Source organism: Devosia sp. CN2-171, from assembly GCF_049354815.1.
Lineage (GTDB): Bacteria > Pseudomonadota > Alphaproteobacteria > Rhizobiales > Devosiaceae > Devosia_A.
On the sequence record NZ_CP186479.1, the window covers coordinates 2,445,148 to 2,471,911 of the forward strand.

Sequence of the window (26,764 nt, forward strand, 5' to 3'; positions counted from 1 at the left end):
CGACACCGCTAGCGATGGGGGCTGGGAGGACGAGCCGATGACCCGGTCGCTGCTGCAACATCTGGTAGGAGACGCCGAGTTCGAGGCGCTGTTCGCGGACGAAGCCGAGATCGCCGCGATCCTGAGGTTCGAGGCGGCGCTGGCCGGCGCCGAGGCTGACGCGGGCCTGATCTCGGAAACAGCGGCGGACGCGATCGGCAAGGCAACTGCCGGGTTCAAGCCCGATATGGCCGACCTCGCCCAAGGCATCGCCAAGGACGGCGTGGTCGTGCCGGCCCTAGTCCGGCAGGTGCGAGCGGCGGTAGGCGAGCACGGCAAGTCGCTGCATTTCGGCGCGACCAGCCAGGATGCCATTGATACCGGGCTGATGCTGCGGCTGGCCGCCGCCATTGCACTGATCGACCAGCGGCTCGTGGCCCTCGAAGGAGCTTTCGCCACGCTTGGCGAGCGTGATGGCACTCTGACGATGATGGCGCATACGCGCATGCAGTGCGCCCTGCCCATGCCCGTCTCAACCAAGCTCGCGGCCTGGACTGCGCCGCTGACGCGGGCGCGCCGCACGCTCAACCTTCTGCGCCGGCGCCTGCTTGTCATCCAGCTCGGCGGGCCGGTCGGCACGCGCGCGGAACTCGGCGGCAAGGGCGAGCTGGTGGCCCGGCGCCTTGCCGAGCGGCTGGACCTGGGGCTCGCCGACCCGTGGCACACCGAGCGCGATCCGATCGCCGAGTTTGGGGCGGTGCTGTCGCTAATCACCGGCGCACTGGGCAAGTTCGGCGCCGATGTCTCGTTGCTGTCGCAGAACGAAGTCGCGACCATCGTCATCGAGGGGGGCGGCGGCTCCTCGGCCATGGCGCACAAGTCCAACCCGGTGAATGCCGAGCTGCTCGTAGCGCTTGCCCGCTTCAACGCTGGGCTGGTCGGGACGCTGCACCAGGCGCTGGTGCACGAGTACGAGCGATCCGGCGCCGCCTGGACGCTCGAGTGGATGGTGTTGCCGCAAATGGTCGTCGCAACCGGCGCGAGCCTCAGGATCGCCACCGCGCTCGCCGGCCAGATCGGCTTTCAGTCGGGCAAGCCGCAATAGTTCTCGGCAAAGCTGCGCTGCGCCACCTCGGACGTGCGCAGATAGTCGAACTCGGCCCTCTGGATGCGGCGGCCGAACGCGCCGGTTTCCGGGAAGGTGTGAAGCAGCGAGGTCATCCACCACGAGAAGCGCTCGGCAAGCCAGATGCGCTTGAGGGCGCGGTCGGCATAGCCATCGATACCGGCACTCGAGCCCTTGCGGTAGAAGGCCATGAACGCCTCCGCCAACGCCCTCACGTCATGCATGGCGAGGTTGAGGCCCTTGGCGCCGGTGGGCGGCACGATGTGCGCGGCGTCGCCCGCAAGGAACAGCCGGCCATGCCGTAGCGGTTCGGCAACGAAGCTGCGGAGCGGGGCGATGGATTTCTCGATCGAAGGCCCGGTCTTGAGCGCGGCGGCGGTATCGGGGTTGAGACGGGCGCGCAGTTCGTCCCAGAACCGCTCGTCGCTCCAATCCTCCACCTTCTCGGTCATCGGCACCTGCACGTAGTAGCGGCTGCGACTCTTCGAACGCATCGAGCACAGGGCAAAGCCGCGCTCATGATGGGCATAGATGAGCTCGTCGGCGACCGGCGGCCGATCGACCAGTACGCCGAGCCAGCCGAAGGGATAGACCCGTTCGTAGGTGCGCAGGTCGGACGCCGGCATGCTGGCTCGGCTGACGCCGTGGAAGCCATCGCAGCCGGCGATGAAGTCGCACTCAATCTCGTGCGTCTCGCCGGCGTGGCGGTAGCTCACGCGCGGCCGGCCGCCGTCACAATCGTGAAGGGCCACATCCTCGGCCTCGTAGATCGTCTCGGCCTTGCGAGCTTCCATCAGGTCGCGGGTGACTTCCGTCTGCCCATAGACCATGACCTTGCGATCACCGAAATCGATGCGGTGCACCTCGCCGTCGAAACTCAGGTCGATGCCAGTATGGATCAGGCCCTCGGCATACATGCGCGCGCCAACGCCGGCTGCGTCGAGCAGGTCCATCGCCCCCTGTTCAAGCACGCCCGCCCGGATGCGGCCGAGCACATAGTTTGCACTCTTGCGCTCGAGGATAACGGTGTCGATGCCGCTCATCTCGAGCAGCTTGCCGAGCATCAGGCCGGCCGGGCCGGCGCCGATGATGGCGACTTGCGTGCGCATACTGATTCCTCTCCCACTGCGCCGAACTCAACCATTCGACACGCGCCCGGCAAAATCGCCATTGCAGGCGGAACGATAACCGTGGGGTTATCCTGGCCGCTATACCCGCTCCATTGCCAGTGCGATGCCCTGCCCGACGCCGACGCACATAGTGGCGAGCGCGCGCTTACCGCCCGTCAGCGACAGCTCGAGCGCAGCCGTGCCGGCGATACGGGCACCGGACATGCCGAGGGGATGTCCGAGCGCGATGGCGCCGCCGTTCGGGTTGACCTGCGCATTGTCGGGAGGCAGCCCGAGCTCGCGCAGCACGGCGATTGCCTGGCTGGCGAAGGCTTCGTTGAGCTCGATGACGTCGAAATCGACGGGCGAAAGTCCCAGCCGGGCGCAGAGCTTCCTCGTGGCCGGAGTCGGGCCCATCCCCATGATGCGGGGCGGCACGCCCGCCGCAGCGCCACCTAGGATACGCGCGATCGGGGTGAGCCGGTGGCGGCGCATCGCTGCCTCCGAGGCGACGATCAGCGCCGAGGCGCCGTCGTTGACCCCGGAGGCGTTGCCGGCCGTCACCGAGCCCCCCTGGCGAAACGGCGTCGGCAACTTCGCGAGCACGTCCAGCGTGGTGTCGGCGCGGGGATGTTCGTCCTTGTCGACGACCACCGGGTCACCCTTCTTCCTGGGTATTGTGACCGGCACAATCTCGCGCGCCAGACGCCCGTTCTGCTGGGCGGCGACGGCGCGCTGCTGGCTGCGCAAGGCGAATGCATCCTGGTCGGAGCGGCTGACCTCGTAGTCTTCGGCGACGTTCTCGCCGGTCTCGGGCATGGAATCGACGCCGTACTGCGCCTTCATCAGCTGGTTGACGAAGCGCCAGCCGATGGTGGTGTCGTAGATCTCGGCGTTGCGCGAGAAGGCGCTGTCGGCCTTGGGCAGCACGAAGGGCGCCCGGCTCATCGACTCGACGCCGCCAGCGATCATCAGCTCGGCCTCGCCGGCGCGGATCGCCCGGGCGGCGGTGATGACCGCATCGAGGCCGGAGCCGCAGAGGCGGTTCATCGTCGTGCCGGAGATGGTGTGCGGCAGGCCGGCGAGCAGCAGGCTCATGCGCGCGACGTTGCGGTTATCCTCGCCCGCCTGGTTGGCGCAGCCGAAGATCACGTCGTCGACCGCTTCCCAGTCGACTCCGGCGTTCTCGGCGACGAGGGCCTTGAGCGGCACCGCGCCCAGGTCATCGGGTCGCACCGAAGCAAGGACGCCGCCAAAGCGGCCGATGGCGGTACGCCGGTAGGCGCAGATGAAGGCCTCAGCCATGCTTTTGCCCCGCATGCGCAGCGGCAGTGCGCGCCTGCAGGTCGCGCAGCGTGCCCAGCTCGAGTTCGGTCGGCTCGGGCGTCTCGCCGAGGTCATCGGCGAAGCGTGCGTTCCAGCCGCAGGTTTCCTGCACCATTTCGCGCGTTACGCCGCGGTGGAGCGAGGTGACGGTGAACTCCTTGGTCTCCGCATCGGGCCGCCAAATGGCCAGGTCGGTGATCAGGAGCGTCGGCCCCTTGGTGGTAATACCGAGGCGCTGGCGGTGGTCGCCGCCCTCGCCGTGGCCGAAAGAGGTGAAGAAATCGATCCTTTCGACCATCGAGCGCTGCGCCTGCTTCAAGGTGATGAAGATCTCGCCGCAGGACGTGGCGATCTCGGGCGCGCCGCCGCCGCCGGGCAGGCGCACCTTGGGCTTCGAATAATCGCCGATCACGGTGGTGTTGATGTTGCCGAAGCGGTCAAGCTGCGCGGCGCCGAGAAAGCCGATCGAGATGCGTCCGCCCATCAGCCAGTAGCGGAACATCTCGGGCACCGAGACGGTCGACAGCGCCGTTTCGCACAGTTCACCATCGCCGATGGAGAGCGGCAGGACCGCGGGCGCGGTGCCGATGGTGCCGGACTCATAGATCAGCGTGATGTCCGGCGCGTGAGTGAGCCGCGCGACGTTGCAGGCGGCCGACGGCGCGCCGATCCCGACGAAGCAGACGTCATCGTTGGAGAGCGCGCGGGCGGCTGCGATGGTCATCATCTCGTTGGGGGTGAAATCCCTCATCGCAGCGGCTCCACGCGGGTGGCGAAGATTTCGGGACCGACGCTCAACACATTGTCCTTGATCCAGCTTTCGAACAGCTCGCGGTCGGCCGAGATCTTGTCCCATTCGAGATAGGCGGCGTTGTCGCGGGCGTAGTAGCCGTGTGCGTAAGATGGATGCGCCCCGCCGGGCACGACGGCAATGGCGTCGATGGTCCAGTGCGGCAGGATGCAGAGATTGGGGTGCAGGCCGGCAAAGTCGGACACGACTTCCTCGACCGTGACCACAACGCGCCTGGCCGCCAGCGCCGCTTCCTTCTGGACGCCGATGATGCCCTCGACGAGGACGTCGCCCTTCTGATTGGCCTTCTGGGCGTGGATGAAGGTGACGTCCGGCCGATGGGCGGGGACGGCAGCCAGTTCCTCGCCGGTGAAGGGACAGGTGACCGACCGGATGTCCGGGTTCACCTTGGGCAGGTCGGCGCCCTTGTAGCCGCGGAAGATGGCGCAAGGCAGCCCGGACGCGCCAGCCTCGTAGGCCTGGGCCATGGCGGAATGGGAGTGCTCGACCGTCTCGATGGCGCGCGGATGTTGGTTCTCGATCGCGTCGCGCATGCGACGCAGCAGGCCGACGCCCGGGTTGCCGGCATAGGAGAAGATGACTTTGCTCGCCATGCCCATGCCGATCATCTGGTCGTAGATGACATCCGGCGTCATGCGCAGGAGCGTCAGGTCCCTGAAGCCCTGGCGGATCGCCTCATGCCCGGCTGCGTGCGGGATAAGGTGGGTGAACCCCTCGAAGGCGACGGTGTCGCCGTCGTGGAGGTTTCGCCGGACAGCCTCGGCGAGAGTCAGGAATTCGGACATGGGCCAGCGTGAACTCGATGCGTTGGATGGCAGTCAATCATCGAAGCGGCGGCGGAGGAAATGACAATGGCGGGGCGACGCATAACCTGAGGTTTATACGAGCTAGCTATCCGAGGAGGTAGGGAGGGACGGGTTGTGGAACAAATCGCGACCCATATATGATATTTCGAGTTTCATCAGAGGATTTCGTCTTGGAACTGAAGCAGCCCGAAGCGGTGGGCGATAGCGTCTTTCGCCGCATCCGCACCGATATCATCTTCGGACGCCTGGCGCCGGGCAAGAAGCTGCGGCTCGAGCAGCTCAAGAAGGACTACGAAGCGAGCATTTCGACCCTGCGCGAGATCCTCAACCGCCTCGCTTCCGAAGGCCTGGTCGTCGCCGAGGGGCAGCGCGGCTTCGAAGTGGCCCCGGTTTCGCCCGAGAACCTCAAGGAGATCGCGGCGCTGCGCGAGCTGCTCGAATGCTATGCGCTCGAGCAATCCTTCGCGGCGGGCGACCTCAACTGGGAGGCGCAGATCGTCGCCGCGCACTACAAGCTGGCCCAGATGGAGGCCAAGATGCTGGCCGGCGACCGATCCGTAACCGAGCAGTGGAAGCGCTACGACTGGGAGTTCCACCAGGCGCTGATCTCGGCCTGCGGGTCACGCGTGCTGATGGATACGCATGCGGTGATCTTCGACAAGTACCTGAGATACCAGATGATTTCTCTAACGTTCCGGGGAGCGATCGCGGCCAACGAGCATCGCGAGCTGCTGGAGGCGGCGCTCAGACGCGACGCAGACACAGCGCAGGCTATATTGCGCAAGCATGTGCAGGGCGGCGTGGAGCACGGACTGACGGCCTGAGGTTTCATCTGATGAAACACATGTCATCGGATGATATCTACATTGCATGTTGATTGGCGACGAGCCATGTGCAACTGTTCCTTCAGCTGGTGCGGTGGAGGCCGTGCCACATGAGGGAGGAAATCAATGACCAATTTCTCGCGTCGCGCTTTCCTGCGCACGTCTGTCTCTGCGGCCGCGCTGGCCACTGCCGGCGGGCTGTTCTCCACCCGGGCCTTCGCCCAAGGCGTGCTGCTGCGCCTGTCGTCGCCGGCCACCGAGACCGATCAGCGCGCTGTGGCGCTGACTGAAGTCTTCGGGCCGGCGGTTTCGTCCTTTGCGACCTTCGAGCCGCACTGGAACGCCACCCTGTTCAAGCAGGGCACCGAGCTCGAGGCCATCGCCCGCGACAATCTCGAGATGTCGATCACCTCGCCGCAGGAGCTGGCGACACTGATCCCGTCCTGGTCGATCTTCACCGCCGGCTACCTGCTGCGCGACGCCGAGCACCAGAAGAAGGTGTTCGCTGCCGACTTCATGGAGCCGATGAAGAAGGAGGTCGAGGACACCCTCGGCGTGAAACTCCTCGCGGTGATGTATCTGGGCCGCCGCCAGCTCAACCTGCGCGGCGACAAGGAGATCAAGACCCCAGCCGATCTCGCCGGCGTCAAGCTGCGCATGCCCGGCACCGATGCCTGGCAGTTCCTCGGCTCTGCGCTCGGCGCCAACCCGGTGCCGATGGCCTTCACCGAGGTCTATACGGGGCTACAGACCGGGGCCATCGACGGGCAGGACAACCCGCTGCCGACCGACCGGGACTCAAAGTTCTACGAGGTCACGCAGCAGATCGTGCTGACCAGCCACCTGGTCGACCAGAACTATGTCGCGTTCAGTAAGAAGGTCTGGGACAGCCTCACCGCCGAGCAGCAGGCCACGGTTCAGAAGGCAGCCGAAGATGCCGCAGAGACCGGCCGGCAGCGTCAGCTCGCGCTCGAAACCGAGCTTGAGCAGTTCTTCAAGGACAAGGGCCTCAAAGTCTACGCGCCCGACGTCGAAGCGTTCCGCACCCAGGTGCAGAAGGCCTACCTCGAGTCCGAGTTCGCCAAGGACTGGCCGGAAGGCCTGCTCGACAAGATCAACGGGCTCACCTGAGCCTTGCCATGAAGCCGGCAATCGCATGGTTGCGCCGGCGCGCGGAGGACGTGGCAGCGGGGCTTCTCGCTGTCATGTTCCTCACGTTCCTGGTGCAGATCTTCACCCGCTATGTGATCAACTACCCACTGGCCTGGACGCTGGAGGTGTGCCTCACCGTCTGGCTGTGGCTCGTCTTCTGGGGCGCGGCTTTCATCCTCGATGACCGCGACCAGGTGAAGTTCGACATGTTCTACCTCGCGGCCTCGTCGCGGGTGCGCCGCATCCTGGCGCTAGTCACCGCGGTTGCCATCCTCGCCGGTTTCCTCGCCGCCCTGCCGGCGACGTGGGACTACATCACCTTCTACAAGATCAAAAAGAGCGCGACGCTGCGCATCCGCCTCGACATCGTGTTCAGCGTCTACGGCATCTTCGCCATCGCCATCATAACGCGCTATGCGCTGCGGGCCTGGCAGCTCATGCGCGGAGGGTCGCCTGACGCCGTGTCGCAGCCGCATGAGCAGGTGGCCATCGAATGATCAGCCTTCCCTTCGGAGCTTGCCTCGTTGCCCTGTTCGGCTTGGCCGGAATCGGCGCGCCGATCGCGCTGTCGATGTTCGTCGCAGCGATCCTCTATCTCTTCCTCAAGGGACATGACCCCGGCCTCGCGGCCGAGCAGAGCATCCAGGGGCTCTATGACAGCTTCGTGCTGCTCGCCGTGCCGCTGTTCATCGTTGCCGCCAACATCATGAACCAGGGCACGATCAGCGACCGGCTGCTCGATTTCTGCAAGGCGCTGGTCGGCCGCTTCCGCGGCGGCCTGGCGCAGGTCGATATCCTGGTGAGCCTGGTATTTTCCGGCATGTCGGGCTCCGCGGTGGCCGATGCGGCAGGCGTGGGCAAGGTCAGCATCAACATGATGCTCAAGAGTGGGCACTATTCACCCGGCCTCGCCGGCGCCGTCGTTGCCGCCTCGGCAACGATCGGGCCGATCATTCCGCCGTCGATCCCGATGGTCATGTACGCGCTGATCTCCGACACTTCGATAGGCTACCTGTTCCTGGGCGGTATCATCCCCGGGCTGCTGATGACGGCCGTGATGATGGGCATTACCAGCTGGATTGCCCACCGGCGCAGCATTCCCGCCGAAGACCCAGTTCCGCTGCGCGAACTGCCCAAGGTCACGTTCCGGGCGCTGCCGGTGCTTTTTATGCCAGTGATCCTGCTCGCCGGGATCTATGGCGGGGCAACGACGCCGACCGAAGCCGCAGCGATCGCGGCGCTCTATGCGCTGCTGCTCGCGGCCTTGTTCTACCGCTCCGTGAGCTGGCGCAACCTGCACGAGGTGCTGGTAGACAGCGCGCGGTCGTCGGCCTCGGTGGGGCTGGTGATCGGCAGCGCGCTGATCTTCAACTACATCGTGGCGTCCGAGAACATTCCGAACGTGCTGGCTGGGTGGCTCGGCGGCATGGACCTGTCCCCGCTCGCCTTCCTGCTGCTGGCCAACGTCATCATTCTGCTGCTCGGCTGCCTGCTCGACGCGACGACGATCATCCTGGTCATCCTGCCGCTGTTCATCCCGACCTGCCGGGAGCTGGGCATCGACCTCGTCCATTTCGGCGTCGTGATGGTGGTCAACTGCATGATCGGGTTGATCACGCCGCCCTATGGCATGCTGCTCTTCGTCATCAATGCGACCACGGGCATCGCCATCAAGGACATCGTGCGCGAAGTGATGCCGTATCTGGCGGCGCTGCTCGCGGCGCTGCTCGTGATGACGCTGTTCCCTGAGACGGTACTGTGGCTACCGCGAATGTTCGGTTACCAGGGATGAGCGCACCGTTCCACCTGTCGGCCGGGAGCCGAACGGTCCGCCTGGGGCTGATCGGGGACAATATCGCCCGCTCGCGCTCGCCTGACCTGCATCGTATCGCGGGTGAGCTGGCCGGGGTGCGCACGACGTATGACAGATTGATCCCGCGCGAGCTGGGTGCCGATTTCGATGCGGTGTTCGCGCAATGCGCGGCGAGCGGCTATCGCGGCATCAACATCACCTATCCCTACAAAGAGCTCGCCGCCGGCAAGGTCCACACCCCCGATCCGCTGGTGCGAGACGTTGGTGCGGTAAATACCGTGATCTTCGAGCCTTCGGGGCCGCATGGCTACAATACCGACCTCACCGGCTTCATGGCGGCGTATCGCGGGGCCTTCGGCGCCGCGCCGCCGGGCCGTGTCGCGCTGATCGGGGCGGGCGGGGTCGGGAAGGCGATCGCCTTCGGCCTGCTCGGGCTCGGAGCAGCCGAACTGCGCATCACCGACAAGGACGCGGCGCGCGCCGCAGGACTCGTGCAGGCGCTGGCCGCCGCTTCCTCGCGCCTGAGGGTCTCGGTTCACCCGAGCGCCGCGGAAGCCGTTATCGGCACTGACGGCATCATCAACTGCACGCCCGTCGGCATGGTGGGCTATGATGGAACACCCGTGCCCGCCGACGCACTGCATGGCGCAAGCTGGGCCTTCGACGCCGTGTATACGCCGGTCGATACGACCTTCCTCCGCGACGCGGCAGCGGCTGGGCTCATCTGTATCAGCGGCTTCGAGCTGTTCTTCCACCAGGGCATCCAGGCCTTCCGGATCTTTACCGGTCTCGATGTCCCCGAAAAGAATTTGCGGCAGCGCCTTATCGGCGTTGCCGCCAGCGACCAAGGACAATGACGTGACCAACCAAACGACCGGCCATCCCCTGCGCACCAAGATCGGCCTCAGCGCCGCCATGACCACCCCTTTCATCGCCTCCGGCGAGATTGACTGGGGACGGTACGCGGCCCATGCAAGGAATTTGCTCACCCGCGGAATGCAGGCGGTGACAGCGTTCGGGACCACCGGCGAGGGTATCTCGATCCCGGTTGCCATGCGGGCTTCGCTCTACGAACAGATGGCGGCTCGCGGCGTCCAGCCCGGCCAGCTGGTCGAGTGCGTCTACGGCCTTTCGGTTTCGGACGCGGCGGCGCAGGCCGGGCGAGCGATCGAGGCCGGTTGCGCGGCGGTGCTGCTGACCCCGCCCTTCTATTTCAAGGACCCGAGCGAGGAGGGCGTCCATGCGTGGTTCAGCCGGACGCTCGAAGCCATCGGCCCTTCGGCCCGCGACATCATCCTCTACAACATCCCGCAACTGACCGGGGTGACGGTCGGGCTCGACTCGCTGGCGAGGCTGCGCCGCACCTTCGGGGCGGTGATCGGCGGGGTCAAGGACAGCGGCGGCAACTGGACCTACACCGAGAAGCTGGCCCGAGCGAATGCCGACATAGCCGTCCTCGTCGGTAACGAGGGCCACCTTGCCGCGGCCGTGCGCCTGGGGGCCAGCGGAGCGATCAGTGGGCTAGCCAATTTCGCGCCCGAACTGGTGGGCCGGCTCGTTTCGGGCGTCGACGACCCTCGTATCGAGGGCCTGCTGCGGGCCGTCCTCGCACGGCCGGTCGTCCCGGCCATCAAGGCCTATATGGGCGCAACGCTCGATCCTGCCTGGCGCGAGGTGCTGCCGCCGCTGCAGGCGCTGGCTCCGGCGGATACGGCCAAGCTCGTGGCCGAAATCGACACCGCTGTTGCTGGTGTCGCGGCATGATTTTGTCGCGCTTTCGAAACAGCTGAAAGCGCTCTGGGAGGATCGGATGAAGACCTCGATTGCCACGGTTTCGATCAGCGGTGACCTTGCCGAGAAACTGGAGGCGATCGCGGCTGCCGGGTTCGACGGCGTCGAGATTTTCGAGAATGACCTGCTGACCTTCAACGGGTCACCGCGCGAGGTTCGCCGCATGGTCGCGGATCTCGGTCTCGAGATCACCCTGTTCCAGCCGTTCCGCGATTTCGAGGGCCTGCCGGAACCGCATCGCGCCCGCGCGTTCGAGCGGGCCGAACGCAAGTTCGACCTGATGCAGGAGATGGGTGCGGAGCTGATGCTGGTCTGCTCCAGCGTCTCACCGCTTGCGCTCGGCGGCATCGACCGCTGTGCCGCCGATTTTCGCGAGCTTGGGGAGCGGGCGCAACGGCGCGGACTTCGCGTGGGCTACGAGGCCCTCGCCTGGGGCCGCCACATCAGCGACCACCGGGATGCCTGGGAAATCGTCCGCCGGGCCGACCATCCGAACGTCGGGCTGATCCTCGACAGCTTCCATACGCTGTCGCGCGGCATCGACCCCGACGGCATCCGCTCGATTCCCGGCGACCGCATCTTCTTTGTCCAATTGGCCGATGCCCCTCGCATCGACATGGATGTGCTGCAGTGGAGCCGGCACTATCGCAACATGCCCGGCCAAGGTGACCTCCCTGTCGCCGACTTTCTCCGGGCGGTGCTGGCGGCCGGCTACTCGGGTCCGCTCTCGCTCGAAGTGTTCAACGACCAGTTCCGTGGCGGTGGATCGCCGAAGGCGATTGCCGTCGATGGCCGGCGCGCGCTCACTTATCTCTTCGACCAGGCAGCCCGCGCCGAGCCGGCGCTTGGGCTCGACGCATCCGCGATGCCGCCGCGGGTCGCGGTCGAGGGTGTCGCGTTCGTCGAGTTCGCGACGAGCGAGCAGGAGGGCGCAAAGCTGGCCTCGCAACTTACGAGCATCGGCTTTGCCCGCGTCGCCCGGCATCACCACAAGCGCGTGGCACTGTACCGGCAGGGCGACATCAACATCGTACTCAATACCGAGCGGGAGGGGCTGGCACATTCCGCCTACGTGACGCATGGCACGACCGCCTACGCCATCGGCCTCAAGGTCGAGGACGCCCAGGCTGCGATCCAGCGCGCCGCCGCGATGGGCGCAGCGATCCACGAACAGCCCGTCGCCCGGGGCGACCTGAACATCCCCGCCATTCGCGGCGTCGGCGGCGGCGTCATCTACTTTATCGATGCGCACAGTGATCTGGGCCGGGTGTGGGATATAGAGTTCGTACCGGAGGCTCGAGCCGATCACGCCGACATCGGTCTCATCGGCATGGACCATATCGCCCAGACGATGGCCCACGATGAAATGCTGACCTGGGTGCTGTTCTACGGCTCGATCTTTGCGACGCGGAAAAGCCCGATGGTCGACGTCCTCGATCCCTCGGGGATCGTGCGCAGCCAGGTCATCGAAAACGAGACCGGCACCCTGCGCCTGACGCTCAACGGCGCCGAGAACAGCCGCACTTTCGCCGGCCACTTCATCAACGAGGCATTCGGCGCCAGCGTCCAGCACATGGCCTTTGCGACGAACGACATTATCAAGACCGCTGCGGCGCTGAGGTCCAACGGCTTCGAGGCACTGCAGATCTCGCTGAACTATTACGACGATCTCGCCGCCCGGTTCGGGCTCGAGGACGACGTGATCGAGCGCCTGCGCGCCAACCACCTGCTCTACGATCGCGACGATGGGGGCGAGTTCTTCCAGCTCTATAGCCGCACCTTTGGCGAGGGGCTGTTCTTCGAGATCGTCGAGCGCCGCGGTGCCTATGGCGGCTACGGCGCCCCCAACGCGCCCTTCCGCATCGCCGCCCAACGCCGCACCATGCGTCCTGCCGCAATTCCAAGGCTGTAGTCCCTCACGGCCGGACGTGCGCTCACGGGTCCAGCGATCATGGCCTGCGACGGCTGCTCGTCGGAAACAGGTCGATCCCAGTCCGGGCGCGGATGGCGCCCCACAGCCCCTCTGGCAGAAGCTGCGCGAAGGCGATGGCGATGACGCCGAGGCCGGCGAGGTACCAGACGCCGAAATCGCCGAACAGCTCCTGCAGGACGAAGAACAGCACCGCGCCAAGGATCGGCCCCTCGAACGTACCGAGCCCGCCCACCAGCACCATGAACAGCATGAACACCGTCCATTGCACACCGAAAGCAGAACGAGGCTGGAAGGTGATGGCACTGGAAAGCCAGATCGTGCCGGCAAGCGCACAACCAAGCGCAGCGACGACGAAGATCACCCGCTTGATCCGGAACACCCGGATGCCGAGCGAGGCCGCAGCCTCTTCGTCGTCACGGATGGCGCGGGCAGCGGCACCGGTACGGCCGCACAACAGCCAGTAGGCGAGGCCCAGGATCGCCGTCGTGGCGCCGAGCGCCAGCCAGTAGGTGAGGTTGCGCCGTAGCTCCGGATCGACGGCGTTGAGGGCAATCAGCGAGGTGCCGGTCTCGCCCTGGATGAGCGGATCGAACATGACCAAGACGCGCACGACCTCGGCCACCACCCACATGGCGATGGCGAACTCGCCGCCCTTGAGCCGGAGCACGAAATACGAAAGCGGGACGGCGAGGAGTGCCGCCCCGCAGGCGCCGAGGAGGAGCGCCATGTATGGGGGGATGCCGGCATCGACGAGACGCAGCGCGAAGTAGCCCCCGAGCCCGAAAAACACCTGCTGGCCGACCGAGGCGAGGCCGGCATAGCCGGCCAGTAGGTTCCACATCGCGGCGAGCAGCACGAAGACGAACAGCGTCGTCAGCTTGTCAATCGCCAGCCCGCCGGCGACGGCGGGGAGGACCGCGAGCGCGAGTAGCAGGCCGAGCGTGGCGATGCCGGTCAACCGCCCGGCGCTCCCCGACTTTGCCATGGTGTCGAGTGCCATCAGCGCACTCCCTTGAACAACAGGTTGAGGCCGCCGCGGCTGCCGGCATGGGTGAGGTAGACCCGGGCACCCAACACCCCGAGAAAGACCAGATGGCCGGCGAGCTGGAACCATTGCGGCGAGATCAGCGAACCCAGGCTCTGCGCCATGCCGAGTACGATGCCGCCAATCAGCGTGCCCCAGAGCGAACCGATGCCGCCGATGACCACCGCCTCGAAGGCGAAGATCAGCTGCTGCGGGCCAGAATATGGATTGATCAGCGCTCGCATGGCGAGGAAGGCACCGGCGAGCCCGGCCAACCCCACGGCAATGGCGGCAGCGGCGCGGTGGACGGTTTTCGCATCGACGCCCACCAGCTCGGCCGCCTCGGGGTCGGCGGCGGTGGCGCGGATGGCGCGACCGAGCTTTGTGCGGCTCAGCACCAGTTGCAGCGCTACAAGCACCAGCACCGCGATCACGAAGGTCAGGACGGGGAGCTTGCCCAGCGAGATGCCGAACGGCAGTTGCCAGCTGTCCCATGCGAGGCTGCCAATGGCGTTGCCGAGCGATTTGGTGTCCGAGCCGAACAGTCCGAACATGCCGTTCTGCAGTACGGCGCCGAGGCCGAACGTGGTGAGCAGCGGGAGCAGGAAACCACCCCGCAGCGTGCGGGCGAACAGTGTCGCCTGCAGCACCCAGCCGAGCCCAGCCATCGCCGGCAACACGGCCAGCATCGCCAGCCAGGGCGAGAGCCCGAAGCGCTCGACGCAGAACAGCACCAGGTAGGCGCCAAGCACCGCGAGGTCGAAATGGGCGAGGTTGGTCAGCCGGATCACACCGAACATCAGAGACAGGCCGGCGGCGAGAATGGCGTAGTAGCCGCCGAGCAGAAGGCCTTGCAGAGCCGCATCGAGCATCAGTGCATCCTTTCCCCGGCCTCGAGGCCGAAATACGCGGCCGCGATTTCCGAGCGCGTCAGGGCGCCCGACTTGTCCTCGAGCACGGCCCGTCCCTCCAGCATGCAGACGATGCGATCGGCAAAGCCGGTGGCGCGGTCGAGATCCTGCTCGACGACGATCATGGTCGTGCCGCTCGACTTGAGCGCCCCGAGAGACGCGTAGAGACCTTCGACGGCGATCGGTGACAGCCCCAGCGACACCTCATCAAGCAGCAACAAGCTCGGATTGCTCATCAGCGCCCGCCCGATCGCGACCGCCTGCCGCTGCCCGCCGGAAAGCCCGCCTGCCGCGACGCGCGCAATCGGCTTGAGCTGCGGGAGGGCATCGAACACCGTCGCCAGCGTCCACTCGCCTTTGCGGCCATTCTCGCCGGCGATGGCGAGGTTCTCGGTCACATTCATATCGGCAAAGAGCCGCCGGCCCTCGGGCACCATGGCGATGCCGGCCGCGACGCGCCTATGCGGGGCGAAGCCGGAGATGTCACTGCCGCCAAGGCGGATGGTACCGCCCGCCAGCGGATGCACGCCGCTGATGGTGCGGAACAGGGTCGTCTTCCCCGCCCCGTTGGCGCCGACAATCGCGAGCACCTCGCCAGCGGCGATGGAGAAAGAGATGCCATGCACCGCGGTGAGCAGCCCGTGGCGGGCGACGTGGCCGTCGACTTCGAGCAGGCTCATTCGATGCTGCCTCCGAGATAGGCCCGCATCACGGCTTTGTCGGCCATGACCTCGGCGGGGGCGCCCATGGCGATTACCGCGCCGGCGCTCAGGCAGACCAGCCGATCGATGACGGCGAGCAAGGCGTGGAGGATGTGCTCGATCCAGACGATGGTAAGCCCGTCCGCCTTGAGCTCGGAAACGAGCGCGACGAGAAGCTTGAGCTCGGCCTCGGTGAGACCGCCGCCGATCTCGTCGAGCAGCAACACCTTTGGCCGGGTGGCGAGCGCCCGGGCCAGCTCGAGCCGCTTGCGGTCGAGCAGGCCCAGCATCGCCGCGGGACGATCGGCCTGTGCGAAAAGCCCGGTACGCCGCAGGGCCTCGGTTGCGCATGTCTCGGCAGCATGACCGCCGAGCCCTGCCCCGTTGCAGGCCGCCACCAGCGCATTCTCGAATACGCTCATGCTGAGGAACGGCCTTGGCACCTGATGGGTGCGCGCGATGCCGAGCCGGCAGCGGCCGGCTGCGTCGGCGGTGGTGATATCGGCGCCGCCGAAACCGACTTGCCCCTCACTCGGCACCAGTGCGCCGGACAGGACGCCGAACAGCGTGGTCTTGCCGGCGCCGTTCGGACCGACGATGCCGACGGCCTCGCCTGGGGCGACGCTGAAATCGACTGCCTTAAGCACCTGGAAGGCGCCGAAGTGCTTGTCGATGGCTCTGCCTTCGAGCAAGGCCGTCATCTCATCATCCTTGCAGCGAATAGGCCGACATCTCGGCGGTCAGCGGCACGGTGGGATGATCGGCATTGGCAACGATCTCGAGTTCGAACTGGCGGTTCGAGCCCGCGGGTGCCTTGACCCACTGCACACCGACAAGGCCGGTGGGCGTACAGTTCGGGACCGGTCCGGCGGTGAAGTCGATCGTCCCCACGGCGGTATCGGCTTTGAGCGTCGACAGGGCCGCGGCGAGCGAGGCTTTGTCCTTCGGGTTCGACGCCGATTTCAGCGCCGCCAATGCCGCATCGAACAACGATGCCGTCGCACCGACCTGCTGGTTCCACTGCTTGCCGCTCACCGCCTCGTAGCCATCGGCAAGTTCGCGGCAGCCTAGGCCCGTGGCCGGCGAAGTGAACGGATAAGCCCGGTGCCAGTAGGCGCCGGCCTGAAGGCCGTAGCCGAGCGGCCCCAACGCCTCGAGCTCGGGGGCGAACAGACCGGCTTTGGCCATCTGGCAAATCTTGGTCTGTTGCGCGAACCCCTTCTGCGCCGCCTGCCGCCAGAACACGGCGAAATCAGGCGGGAACGGGAAGGTGTTGAAGATCTCGCACCCTTCCTGTTTGAACAGGTTGATCTGGGTGGAGAAATCGGCGTTGCCGTTCTCGTAGGGGCCGGCATCGACAACGGTGAAGCCGGCTGCCTCGAGACCCGGGATCAGCATGCCCCGGATGGCGTTGCCGTCAGCATCGCTGGGCAAGAGCATCCCGACCTTGCGGTTGGTTTCGACCTTGCTCCACTGGTCGGCATAGAGCTTGGCGAAGTTCCCCACGCCGAAGGAAAAGTGGTAGGTCCACTTGAACGGCGAGGGCTGGTCGGGCTTGGCGCCGCGGCCGAAATAGAACGCCTCCCACGGCGCCGTGGATGAAAGTGCCGGCACGCCGGCCGCCTCGCAGGCGTCGGCGACCGGGTTCACCGTCTCGGGCGTCGAGGTCGACAGCACGAAGTCGACGCCGTCGCCGTTGATCAGGTCCTTGGCCACCTGCGCGGCGCGAACCGGGTCGGACTGGGTATCCTTGTTGATGAACTCCACACCGTAGCGCTTGCCGCCGACGTCGATGCCTTCGGCTACGGTCTTGCGTACGAGGTCGAGCACGTAGGGATCGCCATCACCGAAGATGCCGATCGGCCCCGATTGCGGACTGACGAAGCCGATGCGGATGACGTCCTCGCCTGAGGCGAAGGCGGACCGGGCAGTGGCCGGCACCGACAAGAAGGCCGCGGCGGCGCCGGCGGTCTTGAGGAAGCCGCGGCGGCTGATGCCGCCGGGCCCGTTGGATTGGCTCATATTCTCCTCCCGAGTGTTGAGCGTGTGATGCTTCGCCGGCCTCCCAACCGGCAGAGTTTTTGAGTCAGGCGAGGTGGCGTCGCAGGAACCGGCCAGCCTCCTCGATCGAGGCCATGCCTTCCTCCAGCATGGGCGCGAAGAGCTGCCAGGAATGGACCATGCCGTCCCAGAGCTTGAGCTCGGTCTCAACGCCCGCGGCCCTGAGCCGCTCGGCGATGGTCACCGAGTCGTCGCGCAGGATTTCCCAGGTGCCGACATGAACCAGCGTCGGCGGCAGGCCACCGAGATCGCTGTAGAACGGCGTGACCGCCGATGACTTGCGGTCGCCATCGCCCAGGTAGATGGCGTTGAACAGGTCCATCAGCGGCCGCACCAGCAATGGTGCCTCGGTCGCGTGCGAGGCACCTTCTGCGGCGAGGTCGAGGGCCGGCGAGAACACTGCCAGTGCGGCCGGCACCGGCAGGCCGGCGTCGCGAGCGCGCACCGCCGTCGCCAGCGCCATGTTGCCGCCGGCGGAGTCGCCGGTGATGGCCACGGAAGCCGGATCGAACCCCTCATCCAGCGCCCACTGATACGCCGCGAATGCATCGTCATGCGCTGTCGGCGCCGGATGTTCGGGCGCCAACCGATAGGCAACCGAGAGCACCGCAACACCGGTGGCGCGCGCAAGATTGGAGGCAATCACCCGGTGCGAGCGGGGCGAGCCCATCATGAAGCCGCCGCCGTGGTAGTAGATCACCAGCTTGTTGTGGTCGGCTCCCGGGGTGCTGAGAAGTTCGGCGCCGAACGGCCCGATCAGTACGGGCTCGATCTCCAGGCCGGCGGCAACCGGCGTGTCGGCATTGATGCTCTCGAACCACTCCCTGAGCTCGATCGGTCCGCCCGGGGGCGGTGGGTTCTGCGCGCTTACTTCGAGGATGAAGGCGAGCTGTTCCTTGGACATGGCTCGCCCCTCAAACGTACGTGGAGGCCAGCCCGCCGTCGATCGGCAGGTTGACACCGTTGATCCAGCGCGCCGCGTCCGAAAGCAGGAAGGCCACCGGCGGAGCGATCTCGTCGCCGAAGCCTGGTCGCTTCATGCGCGGCGCATCGTTGGCCACGCGCTCCTCGCCCAACATGGTGACGAAATCGCCCAGGATCGGCGTGAACACCGGGCCAGGGGCGACGCAGTTCATGCGGATGTCGAACTCGAGGAACCACTCCTGCGCCTGGCCGAATGTCCAGACGATCAGCGCTTCCTTGAAATACTGGTAGCAGGTGGCCTGCGGCACCGGGTTGCCCGCGAGCCAGGCCTCGCCCTCCGCGAAGCCGTTGACGGCGGCCAGTGCCTTGTGCAGCTCGAGCCGCTGCAGCCACTCGCCGCCGAGGACAGACGCGAAATTGACGATCGAGGCGCCGGGGTTGAGCTGTTCGATGATGCCCTCGGTCAGCTGCCTCAGGCCGAGATAGTTGACGCGCGCGACGAGGTCGCACGGCGCCGTGCCCGGCACGCCGGCGGCGTTGACGAGACCGTCGAACTTGTCCGGCAGCGCGCCTATGGCCTCTTCGATGCTGGCAGGATCGCCCAAGTCGGCTTTGACGAAGGCATCGAGCGAGATGAGCGGATCGTTGCGGTCGACGCCGATGACGTGGGCTCCCGAGAGGCGTACGAGCCGGGCGACTTCAGCGCCGATGCCCGAGGAGGCGCCGGTGACGACGATGGTCTTGCCGTTGAGATTCATGGCTTTGGTCCTTGGTATCGAAGTCAGAACGGGTACGGGGTGGCCTGGTCCTTGACCGAAACCCAGACCCATTGGGTGAACTCCTCCCAGAGCGCCGGGCCGGAGATGCGGCTGCCATTGCCGGAACGACCGCGACCGCCGAACGGCGCGAAGGGTCCGCCGTTGACCGTCTGGTCGTTGATGTGGAGGTGGCCCACTATCAGCCGGTCGCCGAGCGCCTGGGCGCGTCCGACCGAAGCCGAAATCACCCCCGCCGCGAGGCCGTAGTCGGAGGCGTTGGCGAGGGCGACGGCCTCGTCGTCGCTGGCAAAGCTCGCGATGCAGGCTACCGGCCCGAAGATCTCTTCCTCGAAGGCGCGCATGCCTGGCTTGACGCCCATCAGCACCGTGGCCGCGTAGAAGCGCCCCTCGTGGGTGCCGCCGGCGAGGAGCTTTGCTCCCTTCTGCACGGCGTCGTCGACGATGGCCTGAATCTTGGCGACCGAACCGTCGTTGATGATGGGGCCGAGAGCGACGCGTCCGGTCGAGGGATCACCGGCCGGCAAGTGGCTGGCCTTGGCGGCCAGCCGGGTGGCGATTTCGTCGGCAATGCTTTCGTGTACCAGCACAAGGCCCGTCGACATGCAGATCTGGCCCTGGTGCAGGTAGCAGCCCCAGGCGACGTTGGAGGCGGCGATGTCGAGATCGGCATCCTCGAGCACGATCAGCGAGTTCTTGCCGCCCAGTTCGAGTTGCACCTTCTTCAGGTGGCGGCCGGCGATCTCGCCAACCTTGCTGCCCGCGGCGGCCGAACCGGTGAACGAGACCATGGCGATGTTCGGGTCCGAGCACAGCGCCTCGCCCGCCTCGATGCCGCCGGGCACGACGTGCAGCACGCCCTCCGGCAACCCGGCCTCCTCGAAGATGCGGGCGATGATCACGCCGCCCGAAATCGCAGTGCGCGGATCGGGCTTGTGCACCACCGTGTTGCCCAGCGCGAGCGCCGCGGCGATGGCGCGGATCGAGAGGACGAGCGGGAAGTTGAACGGCGAGATCACGCCGACGACGCCATGCGGCACGCGCTTGGCGTAATTGGTGCGCCCGGCATCCATCGAGGGCAGCAGCAGGCCGTTGGGTTCCACCGCCGCAGCGGCGGCATGGCGGACAAAGGCCGCGCCGTGCTCGATCTCGATGGCAGCCTTGGGCTGGATCGAACCGGATTCACGCATGATCCAGCCGATGAGTTCGGAGCCGTTCTCCTCGAGCAGGGCGGCCGCCTTGTTGAGGATGGCGGCACGTTCGGTGGGAAGTTTGGCTGCCCAGGCTGGCTGCGCGGCTCGCGCTGCTGCCGCGGCCCGGGCGATATCGGCCGCGCCGGCAATGCCGACCGAGGCCAGCACCACGTCGGTCGCCGGATCGCGTACGTCCATGACGCCGGCAAAGGTTGGCTGCCAGCCGCCCGAGAGGGCCATGCCCTGCCAGCGCGCGACATCGATGAAATTGGGGTTGTGTTCGTTCATCCGGTTTCTCCTCATCCGTTGACTGCAGCGGTCAGTTGCTGGCCGTTGCCGTTCACGCGAGGAGAAAGAGGGGTGCTGCCGCGGGCCCTTCGGGCAAACCTCCAGCGGTGGTCGCAAACGGACCTTCCGCCGCCTGCGCCTCAGCAGTTACGAGACCCTTGGGTCCATCCTCCTCACCCGCAGTTCCTCCTCGCGGGCTGAAAAATGAATTGCAAAGGCCGTGCCAAACTCAACGAATTGTTATGCCACATTACAAAAGCGTCGTGATCTCATTGGCTTACGTGCGCCACCGCTCCCCGCTGGTGAGCGGCAGCCGCACGCCGGTTTCCGATTTTCATGAAACTCGCTGGCCAGTTTCACCAAAACATGAAACGAAGAGCGGGGAGGAGCTGACCATGAACGAGCCAAAAGCCCGTATCTCGCTGGCCGAGGCATCGCGCCGCGCCAGCACAATCCTCACGCGCGGCGCTAGCAGCGAGCTTGAAACCGGGGCTGCGCCGACCTTCCAGGATTTGACGGAAGTGCTGCATTTCGCACTCGGCGACGGCCGCATTTGGCTCAACGACCAGCGCATGGTGCTGATGCAGTCGGTCGTCTTCGGCCGCATCCGGCAGGAGATCATCGACGCCTTCGGTACCGAGACGGCGCGCTCGCTGTTCATGCGGGTGGGCTACATGCAGGGCGTGCGCGACGCCGAACTGATCCAGAAACGCTTCCCGCACGAGGACCTGACCCACGCGTTGGCCGCCGGCCCGCGCGTCCATACGCTCGAAGGTTTCGTCAAGGTGACGACCAAGCATTTTGAGTTCGACAGTGAGAAGGGCACCTATTTCGGCGAGTTCCTGTGGGACGATTCCTCTGAGGCCGCCGAGCACCTGCAGAGCTACGGCATTGCCAGCGAACCGGTGTGCTGGCTGCAGACCGGCTATCCCTCCGGCTACACCACCAAACTCTTCGGCAAGCCGGTGATCTTCCGCGAGACCGAATGCATGGGGATGGGCGCCAAACGCTGCGTCGTGGTTGGCCAGCACGCCGAAGCCTGGGAGAAGGACGCGCCGGAACGCGAGTATTTCGGCCTCGAGTGGAAGGCCCGCCGGCCCGCTGCCCGCAAACCCCGGCCGGAGCCGACCGCCCGGCTCGCCGATGTCGTGGCGCCGATCGGCGACGTCGCGGTCGGCGTGTCGGGTGCGTTCCTGCGCACGCGGCGGCATCTCGAAAAGGTCGCCGCGACTGATGCGACTGTACTGTTCACCGGCGAAAGCGGGGTGGGCAAGGAGCTCTTCTCCAACCAGCTCCACGCCATGAGCCGGCGCTCGGCGGGGCCGTTCGTCGCCATCAACTGCGCTGCCATCCCCGAGAACCTCGTCGAATCCGAGCTCTTCGGCGTCGACAAGGGGGCCTATACCGGCGCTACCGCCTCGCGTGCCGGCTATTTCGAGCGCGCCACTTTGGGCACGCTGTTTCTCGATGAGGTCTCCTCGCTCGCCTATTCGGCGCAGGGCAAGCTGCTGCGCGCCCTGCAGGAGCGGGTGATCGAGCGCGTCGGCGGCTCGCGACCGGTGCCGGTGGACGTGCGCGTCGTCGCCGCCTCCAATGTCGATCTCGCCAGCGAAGTGGCGGCCGGCCGCTTCCGGCAGGACCTCTATTTTCGCCTCTGCGTCTTTCCCATCGCCATTCCGCCGCTACGCGAACGGCGCGACGACATCCCGCTGCTGATGGCGCATTTCCTTGCGCTCTATTCGGCTCGCCATGGCCGCTCGCTGCGCGGCTTCACCCGGCGGGCGACCGACGCGCTGCTGAAATACGACTATCCCGGCAATATCCGCGAGCTGCAGAACCTCATCGAGCGCGGCGTGGTCTATGCCGATGACGGCGGGCAGGTCGACATCGTGCACCTGTTCTCCGGCTCCGAGCTGCTGCCGCCCTTCACGGTCAGCCTGTCGCGTGAGGGCCGCCTGGACCAGTCGCCGCTGAACGCGGCCACATCGCTCGCCGAAGGTGCCTCGTTCGAGCAAATCGCGCGCAACGCCTACCGCGTTGCATTGGAGCGGGCGGGCGGCAACGTCTCCGCCGCCGCCCGTGACCTGAAAATCAGCCGCGCCAGCCTCGACTACCGGCTCGGCAAGCTCGGCATGAAGGACTAGACGCCGCCCCAGATCGCTTCGGCCGTCCGCACCACGAGCTCGAGCTTGCGCTTCTGGTCGTCCTCGGTGATGGCGTTGCCCTCCTCGGTGGAGGCGAAACCGCATTGCGGGGCGATGCCCAACTGGTCGATATCGGCATATTTGCTCGCCGCTTCGAACTTGCGCTTCAGGTCGTCCAGGTCCTCAAGCGCGGCTGTCTTGGTGGTGATAAAGCCGGGGAGGACGCGCTTCTTGCCCTTGGGCAGCAGCCGCAGCGGCTCGAAGCCGCCGGCGCGGTCACTGTCATACTCCATGAAATAGATATCGACGCCTGTCTGGTTGAAGACGGCATCGGCCGCGGGGTCATAGGCGCCCTCGGCCACCCAGGTGGATTTGAAGTTGCCGCGGCACATGTGCATGCCGATCAGCATGTCGGCCGGTCGGTCGGCAATCGCATCATGCATCATCCTGGCATAACGGCCGATCAGCCAGTCAGGGTCCTCGCCACGCGCCTTGCGCTCAGCCCGAATCTTGGGGTCGCAGAGGTAGGCAAAGAAGATGTCGTCCATCTGCAGGTAGCGGCAGCCGGCCGCGTAGAAGGCTTTGACGGCCTTCCTGTAGGTGCGGGTGATGGCCTCGAAATAGGCCTCGGCGTCGTGCTTGTATTCGTTGACGTCGATGTCGTCCTCGGCGACGCGGAAATGGATGGCGCTCGGCCCGGGGATCGAGATCTTCGGCGTAACGCTGGTATGCGCCTTCACGAACTTGAAGTGCTCGAGCATCGGGTGATCGTCCGGGAAATCAAGCGCCCCGGAGATGATGGGCACATCGGACTTGGTCTTGACGCCATGGAACTGGATGGCGCCACCGTCGCGCCGGACGATGTCAAGCCCATCCAGCATGCCCATGAAATCGAAGTGCCACCAGGCCCGCCGGAACTCGCCATCTGTGACTGCTTTCAGGCCAGCGGCCTCCTGCATGCGGATGACGTCGATGATCGCCTCGTCCTCGACTGCCTTCAGCTCCTCGGCGGACAGCGTCTTGTCCTCGAGCCGCGCCTTGCGGGCCGCCTTTACCGAAGCAGGCCTCAGGAAGCTGCCGACGATATCGGCGCGGAAAGGCGGCGTGGACGTTGTGGCGACGGTCATCTGATCCTCCTCCCAGAGTCGGCGCATGTGACCCGCCTTCCACCCCCGAGGCAAGCTTGCCCTTGCCAATTGTATACAGGTGGTCTTTTATGATGCGGACACCGATCGATTTCTGGGAGGAGCGCGGTCATGCCCCAACAGACCTTTCCGATGAATGCATGGTACGCCGCGGCGTGGGATACCGAGGTCAAGCGCGAGCTGCTGCCTCGTACGATCTGCGGAAAACCAGTGGTTATGTACCGAAGGCAGGACGGAACGCCGGTTGCGCTGGCCGACGCGTGCTGGCATCGGCTGCTGCCGCTCTCGATGGGCGAGCTCTACGGCGACAACGTCATCTGCGGCTATCACGGTCTAGAGTTCGACGATTCCGGCCGATGTGTATACATGCCGTCACAGGAGACAATTAACCCGTCGGCCTGCGTGAAGTCTTACCCGCTGGTCGAGCGACACCGCTTCATCTGGCTGTGGATGGGCGACCCGGCGCTGGCCGACCCCGCGAAGGTGCCGGACCTGCACTGGAACGACGATCCGGCATGGGCCGCCGATGGCAAGCTGATCCACGCCAAGTGCGACTATCGGCTGGTCATCGACAACCTGATGGACCTGACGCACGAAACCTATGTGCACGGCTCCTCGATCGGCAACCGCGCCGTCGCCGAAGCGCCGTTCACGGCGACGCATTCCGACCGCACGGCGACCATCACGCGCTGGATGAAGGATATCGATGCTCCGCCGTTCTGGCGCGGGCAGTTGGGCAAGCCCGGGAACGTCGATCGCTGGCAGATCATCAATTTCGAAGCGCCGGCGACGATTGCGATCGACGTGGGAGTCGCGCCGACCGCAACGGGCGCGCCGGAAGGCGACCGCAGCCAGGGCGTCAACGGCTTCGTGCTCAATACGATCACGCCCGAGACCGAGAAGACCTGCCACTATTTCTGGGCCTTCGCACGCAACTACAAGCTCAGCGAACAGCGCCGGACACATGAGCTGCGCGAGGGCGTGGCCGGCATTTTCCGCGAGGACGAGCGCATCCTCGAAGCCCAGCAGGTCGCGCTCGACAACAATCCCGACCACGTCATCTACAACCTCAATATCGACGCTGGTTCGATGTGGGCGCGCAAGCTCATCGACCGGATGATTGGCGAAGAGCAGGCGCAACGGATCGCGGCGGAGTAGGGTGATGGCTGAGGCGCAACGGCGGCAGCAGCCGCAGTCACTGAAGGCACTCCTCGGAGTGCGCGACCTCGTATTCGGTGGGCAGGCGCGGCCGGGCGAGCGGCTGTCCGAGATCGCCATCAGCGAAAAGCTCGGTATCTCGCGCACGCCCATCCGGGCAGCACTGGCCCGGCTCGAGCAGGAGGGGCTACTCGAGATCATCCCGTCGGGAGGCTACGCGGTGCGCAGCTTCACCCGTGACGAGGTGATCGACTCTATCGAACTGCGCGGTGTGCTCGAAGGAACGGCGGCGCGGCTCGCAGCGGAGCGCGGCGTGCAGCCGGCGAAGCTGCGCGCCATCAACGACCTGCTGCGCGGACTCGACGAGACCATGCCCGGACGTCCCGAGGACATGGACTTCGACCGTTATGTCGAACTCAACGCCCAGTTTCACGAGGCACTGGCTGGCCTTTCCGGCAGTGAGACGATCCGGCGCGAGATCGAACGCGTGACGCAACTGCCCTTCGCCTCGCCCAGCGCGTTTCTCGACAAGCAGGCCGACGTGCCTGAGTTCCGCCGCTCGCTAGTGATCGGCCAGTCGCAGCACCGGGCCATCGTCAATGCCATCGAGCTCAGGGAAGGCGGGCGGGCCGAAGCGCTGGCGCGCGAGCATGGACGTCTGGCGCGGCAGAATCTCGAATATGTCATCGAGCAGGATCGCAGCCTGATGCGGCGCGTGCCGGCCTTGGCACTGGTCACCGGTTGAGGGGGACGAGATGCGCAGCAAACAGGAATGGATGTCGGCCGAGGTGGCGGACGCTCGGCTCATCGCAGAGGACACGCGGCTGATCGAATTCACCGTGACGGGCGACGTGCCAAGGTTCGAGCCCGGGTCGCACACAAATGTCCGGGTGAGGCTCGGAGACGGAACGGCGACCCGCACTTATACCTGCCTCCCCGCCTCGCCGGATCGGATCCGGATCGCGGTGAAGCGCCACACGCATAGCCGTGGCGGCTCACGCTTCATGTGGGGCCTGGCCGTTGGTGAGCCGATCGAGATCACCGGACCCGAGAGTCGCTTCGAGCTCTCCTGGCGCAACAGCCCGTGCCTGCTCGTCGCCGGTGGCATCGGCGTGACGCCGATCTACGGCATGGCGCTGGCGCTCCACGCCCGCGGTACACCGTTTCGCATGGTCTATGGCGGCAGGCGCCGGCAGGACATGGCCTTCGCCGACGAGCTCGAGACCCGGCTCGGGGCGCAACTCGAGCTCTTCGCCGCTGACCAAGGACGGCGGATCGACCTCGCAGCCGAGATCGCCGCCCTGCCCGCCGAGGCAGAACTCTATGTCTGCGGCCCAATCGGCATGCTCGAGGCTGCCAAGGCCGCCTGGAGCGCGGCACACCGCCCCGTCGGCCGGCTGCGCTACGAGGTCTTTGGCGATAGCGGCCTGTTTGCCGAAGCACCGTTCCAGGTCGAGGTGGTGCGCCGCAATGTGCTCGTCGACGTCCGACCCGACCAGACGCTGCTGGACGCTCTCACCGAGGCCGGCGTCGAGATGATCTCGGATTGCCGGCGCGGCGAGTGCGGACTGTGCGCGATCGTCGTACTCGACGCGGACAGGCCCATCGACCACCGCGACGTGTTCCTCAGCGCCGGGCAGAAACACGAGGGCACGCGCATGTGCGCTTGCGTCTCCCGCTTCACCGGTGGCCGCGCCGTGATCGACGTCGGGTACCGGCCCTAGCTGCAACGAAGCGGGGCGCCGTAGCGCGCCCCAAACTCAAGCTCC

25 protein-coding genes are annotated in these 26,764 nt (G+C 66.1%); 12 read left to right on the forward strand and 13 right to left on the reverse strand.

The annotated features are described in order from the left end of the window. Positions 1-37: 37 nt before the first annotated feature. Complete coding sequence (locus ACOYW5_RS12070) at positions 38-1,084, forward strand: 3-carboxy-cis,cis-muconate cycloisomerase (protein WP_423065136.1); 1,047 nt, start codon at positions 38-40, stop codon at positions 1,082-1,084. Here ACOYW5_RS12070 and pobA read toward each other — a convergent pair. The 4 genes from pobA to ACOYW5_RS12090 form a co-directional block, all read right to left on the reverse strand. After that, entirely contained in the window at positions 1,063-2,214 is a 1,152-nt protein-coding gene (gene pobA / locus ACOYW5_RS12075) for a 4-hydroxybenzoate 3-monooxygenase (RefSeq protein ID WP_423065137.1), read from the reverse strand. The genes ACOYW5_RS12070 and pobA overlap by 22 nt on opposite strands. A 99-nt stretch (positions 2,215-2,313) precedes the next feature. Continuing rightward, a complete protein-coding gene (gene pcaF / locus ACOYW5_RS12080) occupies positions 2,314-3,519 on the reverse strand; it encodes a 3-oxoadipyl-CoA thiolase (RefSeq protein WP_423065138.1) in 1,206 nt (401 codons plus the stop codon). After that, positions 3,512-4,291: a CoA-transferase subunit beta gene (locus ACOYW5_RS12085; protein ID WP_423065139.1), complete on the reverse strand. Its 780-nt coding sequence runs from the start codon at positions 4,289-4,291 to the stop codon at positions 3,512-3,514. The genes pcaF and ACOYW5_RS12085 overlap by 8 nt, the downstream gene beginning before the upstream one ends. After that, a complete protein-coding gene (locus tag ACOYW5_RS12090) occupies positions 4,288-5,136 on the reverse strand; it encodes a CoA transferase subunit A (protein ID WP_423065140.1) in 849 nt (282 codons plus the stop codon). The genes ACOYW5_RS12085 and ACOYW5_RS12090 overlap by 4 nt, the downstream gene beginning before the upstream one ends. Before the next feature lie 191 nt (positions 5,137-5,327). On the opposite strand from ACOYW5_RS12090, the gene ACOYW5_RS12095 reads away from it, so the two are divergent. From ACOYW5_RS12095 to ACOYW5_RS12125, 7 genes are all read left to right on the forward strand, one after another. Continuing rightward, the gene (locus ACOYW5_RS12095; RefSeq protein ID WP_423065141.1) at positions 5,328-5,981 is read left to right on the forward strand and encodes a GntR family transcriptional regulator; all 654 of its coding nucleotides are present in this window, start codon (positions 5,328-5,330) and stop codon (positions 5,979-5,981) included. 126 nt (positions 5,982-6,107) lie between these two features. Continuing rightward, a complete protein-coding gene (gene dctP / locus ACOYW5_RS12100; RefSeq protein WP_423065142.1) occupies positions 6,108-7,112 on the forward strand; it encodes a TRAP transporter substrate-binding protein DctP in 1,005 nt (334 codons plus the stop codon). A gap of 8 nt (positions 7,113-7,120) precedes the next feature. After that, entirely contained in the window at positions 7,121-7,630 is a 510-nt protein-coding gene (locus ACOYW5_RS12105; RefSeq protein WP_423065143.1) for a TRAP transporter small permease, read from the forward strand. Beyond that, entirely contained in the window at positions 7,630-8,925 is a 1,296-nt protein-coding gene (locus tag ACOYW5_RS12110; protein ID WP_423069459.1) for a TRAP transporter large permease, read from the forward strand. The genes ACOYW5_RS12105 and ACOYW5_RS12110 overlap by 1 nt, the downstream gene beginning before the upstream one ends. After that, on the forward strand, positions 8,922-9,803 hold the full coding sequence (locus ACOYW5_RS12115) for a shikimate dehydrogenase family protein (protein ID WP_423065144.1): 882 nt from the start codon (positions 8,922-8,924) through the stop codon (positions 9,801-9,803). Before ACOYW5_RS12110 ends, ACOYW5_RS12115 begins: the two co-directional genes overlap by 4 nt. A gap of 1 nt (position 9,804) precedes the next feature. After that, positions 9,805-10,710 carry a dihydrodipicolinate synthase family protein gene (locus ACOYW5_RS12120; protein WP_423065145.1) on the forward strand — a complete coding sequence of 302 codons (906 nt, stop codon included), beginning with the start codon at positions 9,805-9,807 and terminating at the stop codon, positions 10,708-10,710. 46 nt (positions 10,711-10,756) lie between these two features. Next, positions 10,757-12,649, forward strand: coding sequence for a bifunctional sugar phosphate isomerase/epimerase/4-hydroxyphenylpyruvate dioxygenase family protein (locus ACOYW5_RS12125; protein WP_423065146.1), 1,893 nt, complete (start codon positions 10,757-10,759; stop codon positions 12,647-12,649). Between the two features lie 37 nt (positions 12,650-12,686). Here ACOYW5_RS12125 and ACOYW5_RS12130 read toward each other — a convergent pair whose 3' ends face one another. From ACOYW5_RS12130 to ACOYW5_RS12165, 8 genes are all read right to left on the reverse strand, one after another. Next, positions 12,687-13,670: a branched-chain amino acid ABC transporter permease gene (locus ACOYW5_RS12130; RefSeq protein ID WP_423065147.1), complete on the reverse strand. Its 984-nt coding sequence runs from the start codon at positions 13,668-13,670 to the stop codon at positions 12,687-12,689. Next, positions 13,670-14,566, reverse strand: coding sequence for a branched-chain amino acid ABC transporter permease (locus ACOYW5_RS12135; protein WP_423065148.1), 897 nt, complete (start codon positions 14,564-14,566; stop codon positions 13,670-13,672). Before ACOYW5_RS12135 ends, ACOYW5_RS12130 begins: the two co-directional genes overlap by 1 nt. Continuing rightward, a complete protein-coding gene (locus ACOYW5_RS12140; protein WP_423065149.1) occupies positions 14,566-15,285 on the reverse strand; it encodes an ABC transporter ATP-binding protein in 720 nt (239 codons plus the stop codon). The genes ACOYW5_RS12135 and ACOYW5_RS12140 overlap by 1 nt, the downstream gene beginning before the upstream one ends. Further along, on the reverse strand, positions 15,282-16,007 hold the full coding sequence (locus ACOYW5_RS12145) for an ABC transporter ATP-binding protein (RefSeq protein ID WP_423065150.1): 726 nt from the start codon (positions 16,005-16,007) through the stop codon (positions 15,282-15,284). The genes ACOYW5_RS12140 and ACOYW5_RS12145 overlap by 4 nt, the downstream gene beginning before the upstream one ends. A gap of 4 nt (positions 16,008-16,011) precedes the next feature. Then, positions 16,012-17,328 (reverse strand): ABC transporter substrate-binding protein, encoded by a 1,317-nt coding sequence (locus tag ACOYW5_RS12150; RefSeq protein ID WP_423065151.1) that lies wholly within the window; start codon positions 17,326-17,328, stop codon positions 16,012-16,014. Between the two features lie 64 nt (positions 17,329-17,392). Then, positions 17,393-18,271, reverse strand: a complete 879-nt coding sequence (locus ACOYW5_RS12155) for an alpha/beta hydrolase (RefSeq protein ID WP_423065152.1) — start codon at positions 18,269-18,271, stop codon at positions 17,393-17,395. Between the two features lie 10 nt (positions 18,272-18,281). Next, positions 18,282-19,049, reverse strand: a complete 768-nt coding sequence (locus ACOYW5_RS12160) for a coniferyl-alcohol dehydrogenase (protein ID WP_423065153.1) — start codon at positions 19,047-19,049, stop codon at positions 18,282-18,284. Positions 19,050-19,072: 23 nt separating this feature from the next. Then, the gene (locus tag ACOYW5_RS12165) at positions 19,073-20,548 is read right to left on the reverse strand and encodes a benzaldehyde dehydrogenase (protein WP_423065154.1); all 1,476 of its coding nucleotides are present in this window, start codon (positions 20,546-20,548) and stop codon (positions 19,073-19,075) included. 395 nt (positions 20,549-20,943) lie between these two features. On the opposite strand from ACOYW5_RS12165, the gene ACOYW5_RS12170 reads away from it, so the two are divergent. Further along, on the forward strand, positions 20,944-22,692 hold the full coding sequence (locus tag ACOYW5_RS12170; protein ID WP_423065155.1) for a sigma 54-interacting transcriptional regulator: 1,749 nt from the start codon (positions 20,944-20,946) through the stop codon (positions 22,690-22,692). On the opposite strand, the gene ACOYW5_RS12175 is transcribed toward ACOYW5_RS12170, so the two are convergent. Then, a complete protein-coding gene (locus ACOYW5_RS12175) occupies positions 22,689-23,819 on the reverse strand; it encodes a 5-methyltetrahydropteroyltriglutamate--homocysteine S-methyltransferase (RefSeq protein WP_423065156.1) in 1,131 nt (376 codons plus the stop codon). The genes ACOYW5_RS12170 and ACOYW5_RS12175 overlap by 4 nt on opposite strands. A gap of 129 nt (positions 23,820-23,948) precedes the next feature. Here ACOYW5_RS12175 and ACOYW5_RS12180 point away from each other — a divergent pair, with 129 nt between their 5' ends. From ACOYW5_RS12180 to ACOYW5_RS12190, 3 genes are read left to right on the forward strand one after another with little or no spacing between them, the layout of a single operon-like run. Beyond that, positions 23,949-24,995: a Rieske 2Fe-2S domain-containing protein gene (locus ACOYW5_RS12180; RefSeq protein ID WP_423065157.1), complete on the forward strand. Its 1,047-nt coding sequence runs from the start codon at positions 23,949-23,951 to the stop codon at positions 24,993-24,995. A 4-nt stretch (positions 24,996-24,999) separates the two neighbouring features. After that, positions 25,000-25,740 carry a GntR family transcriptional regulator gene (locus tag ACOYW5_RS12185; RefSeq protein ID WP_423065158.1) on the forward strand — a complete coding sequence of 247 codons (741 nt, stop codon included), beginning with the start codon at positions 25,000-25,002 and terminating at the stop codon, positions 25,738-25,740. Positions 25,741-25,750: 10 nt separating this feature from the next. Next, positions 25,751-26,719, forward strand: coding sequence for a PDR/VanB family oxidoreductase (locus ACOYW5_RS12190; protein WP_423065159.1), 969 nt, complete (start codon positions 25,751-25,753; stop codon positions 26,717-26,719). Positions 26,720-26,764 lie beyond the last annotated feature (45 nt).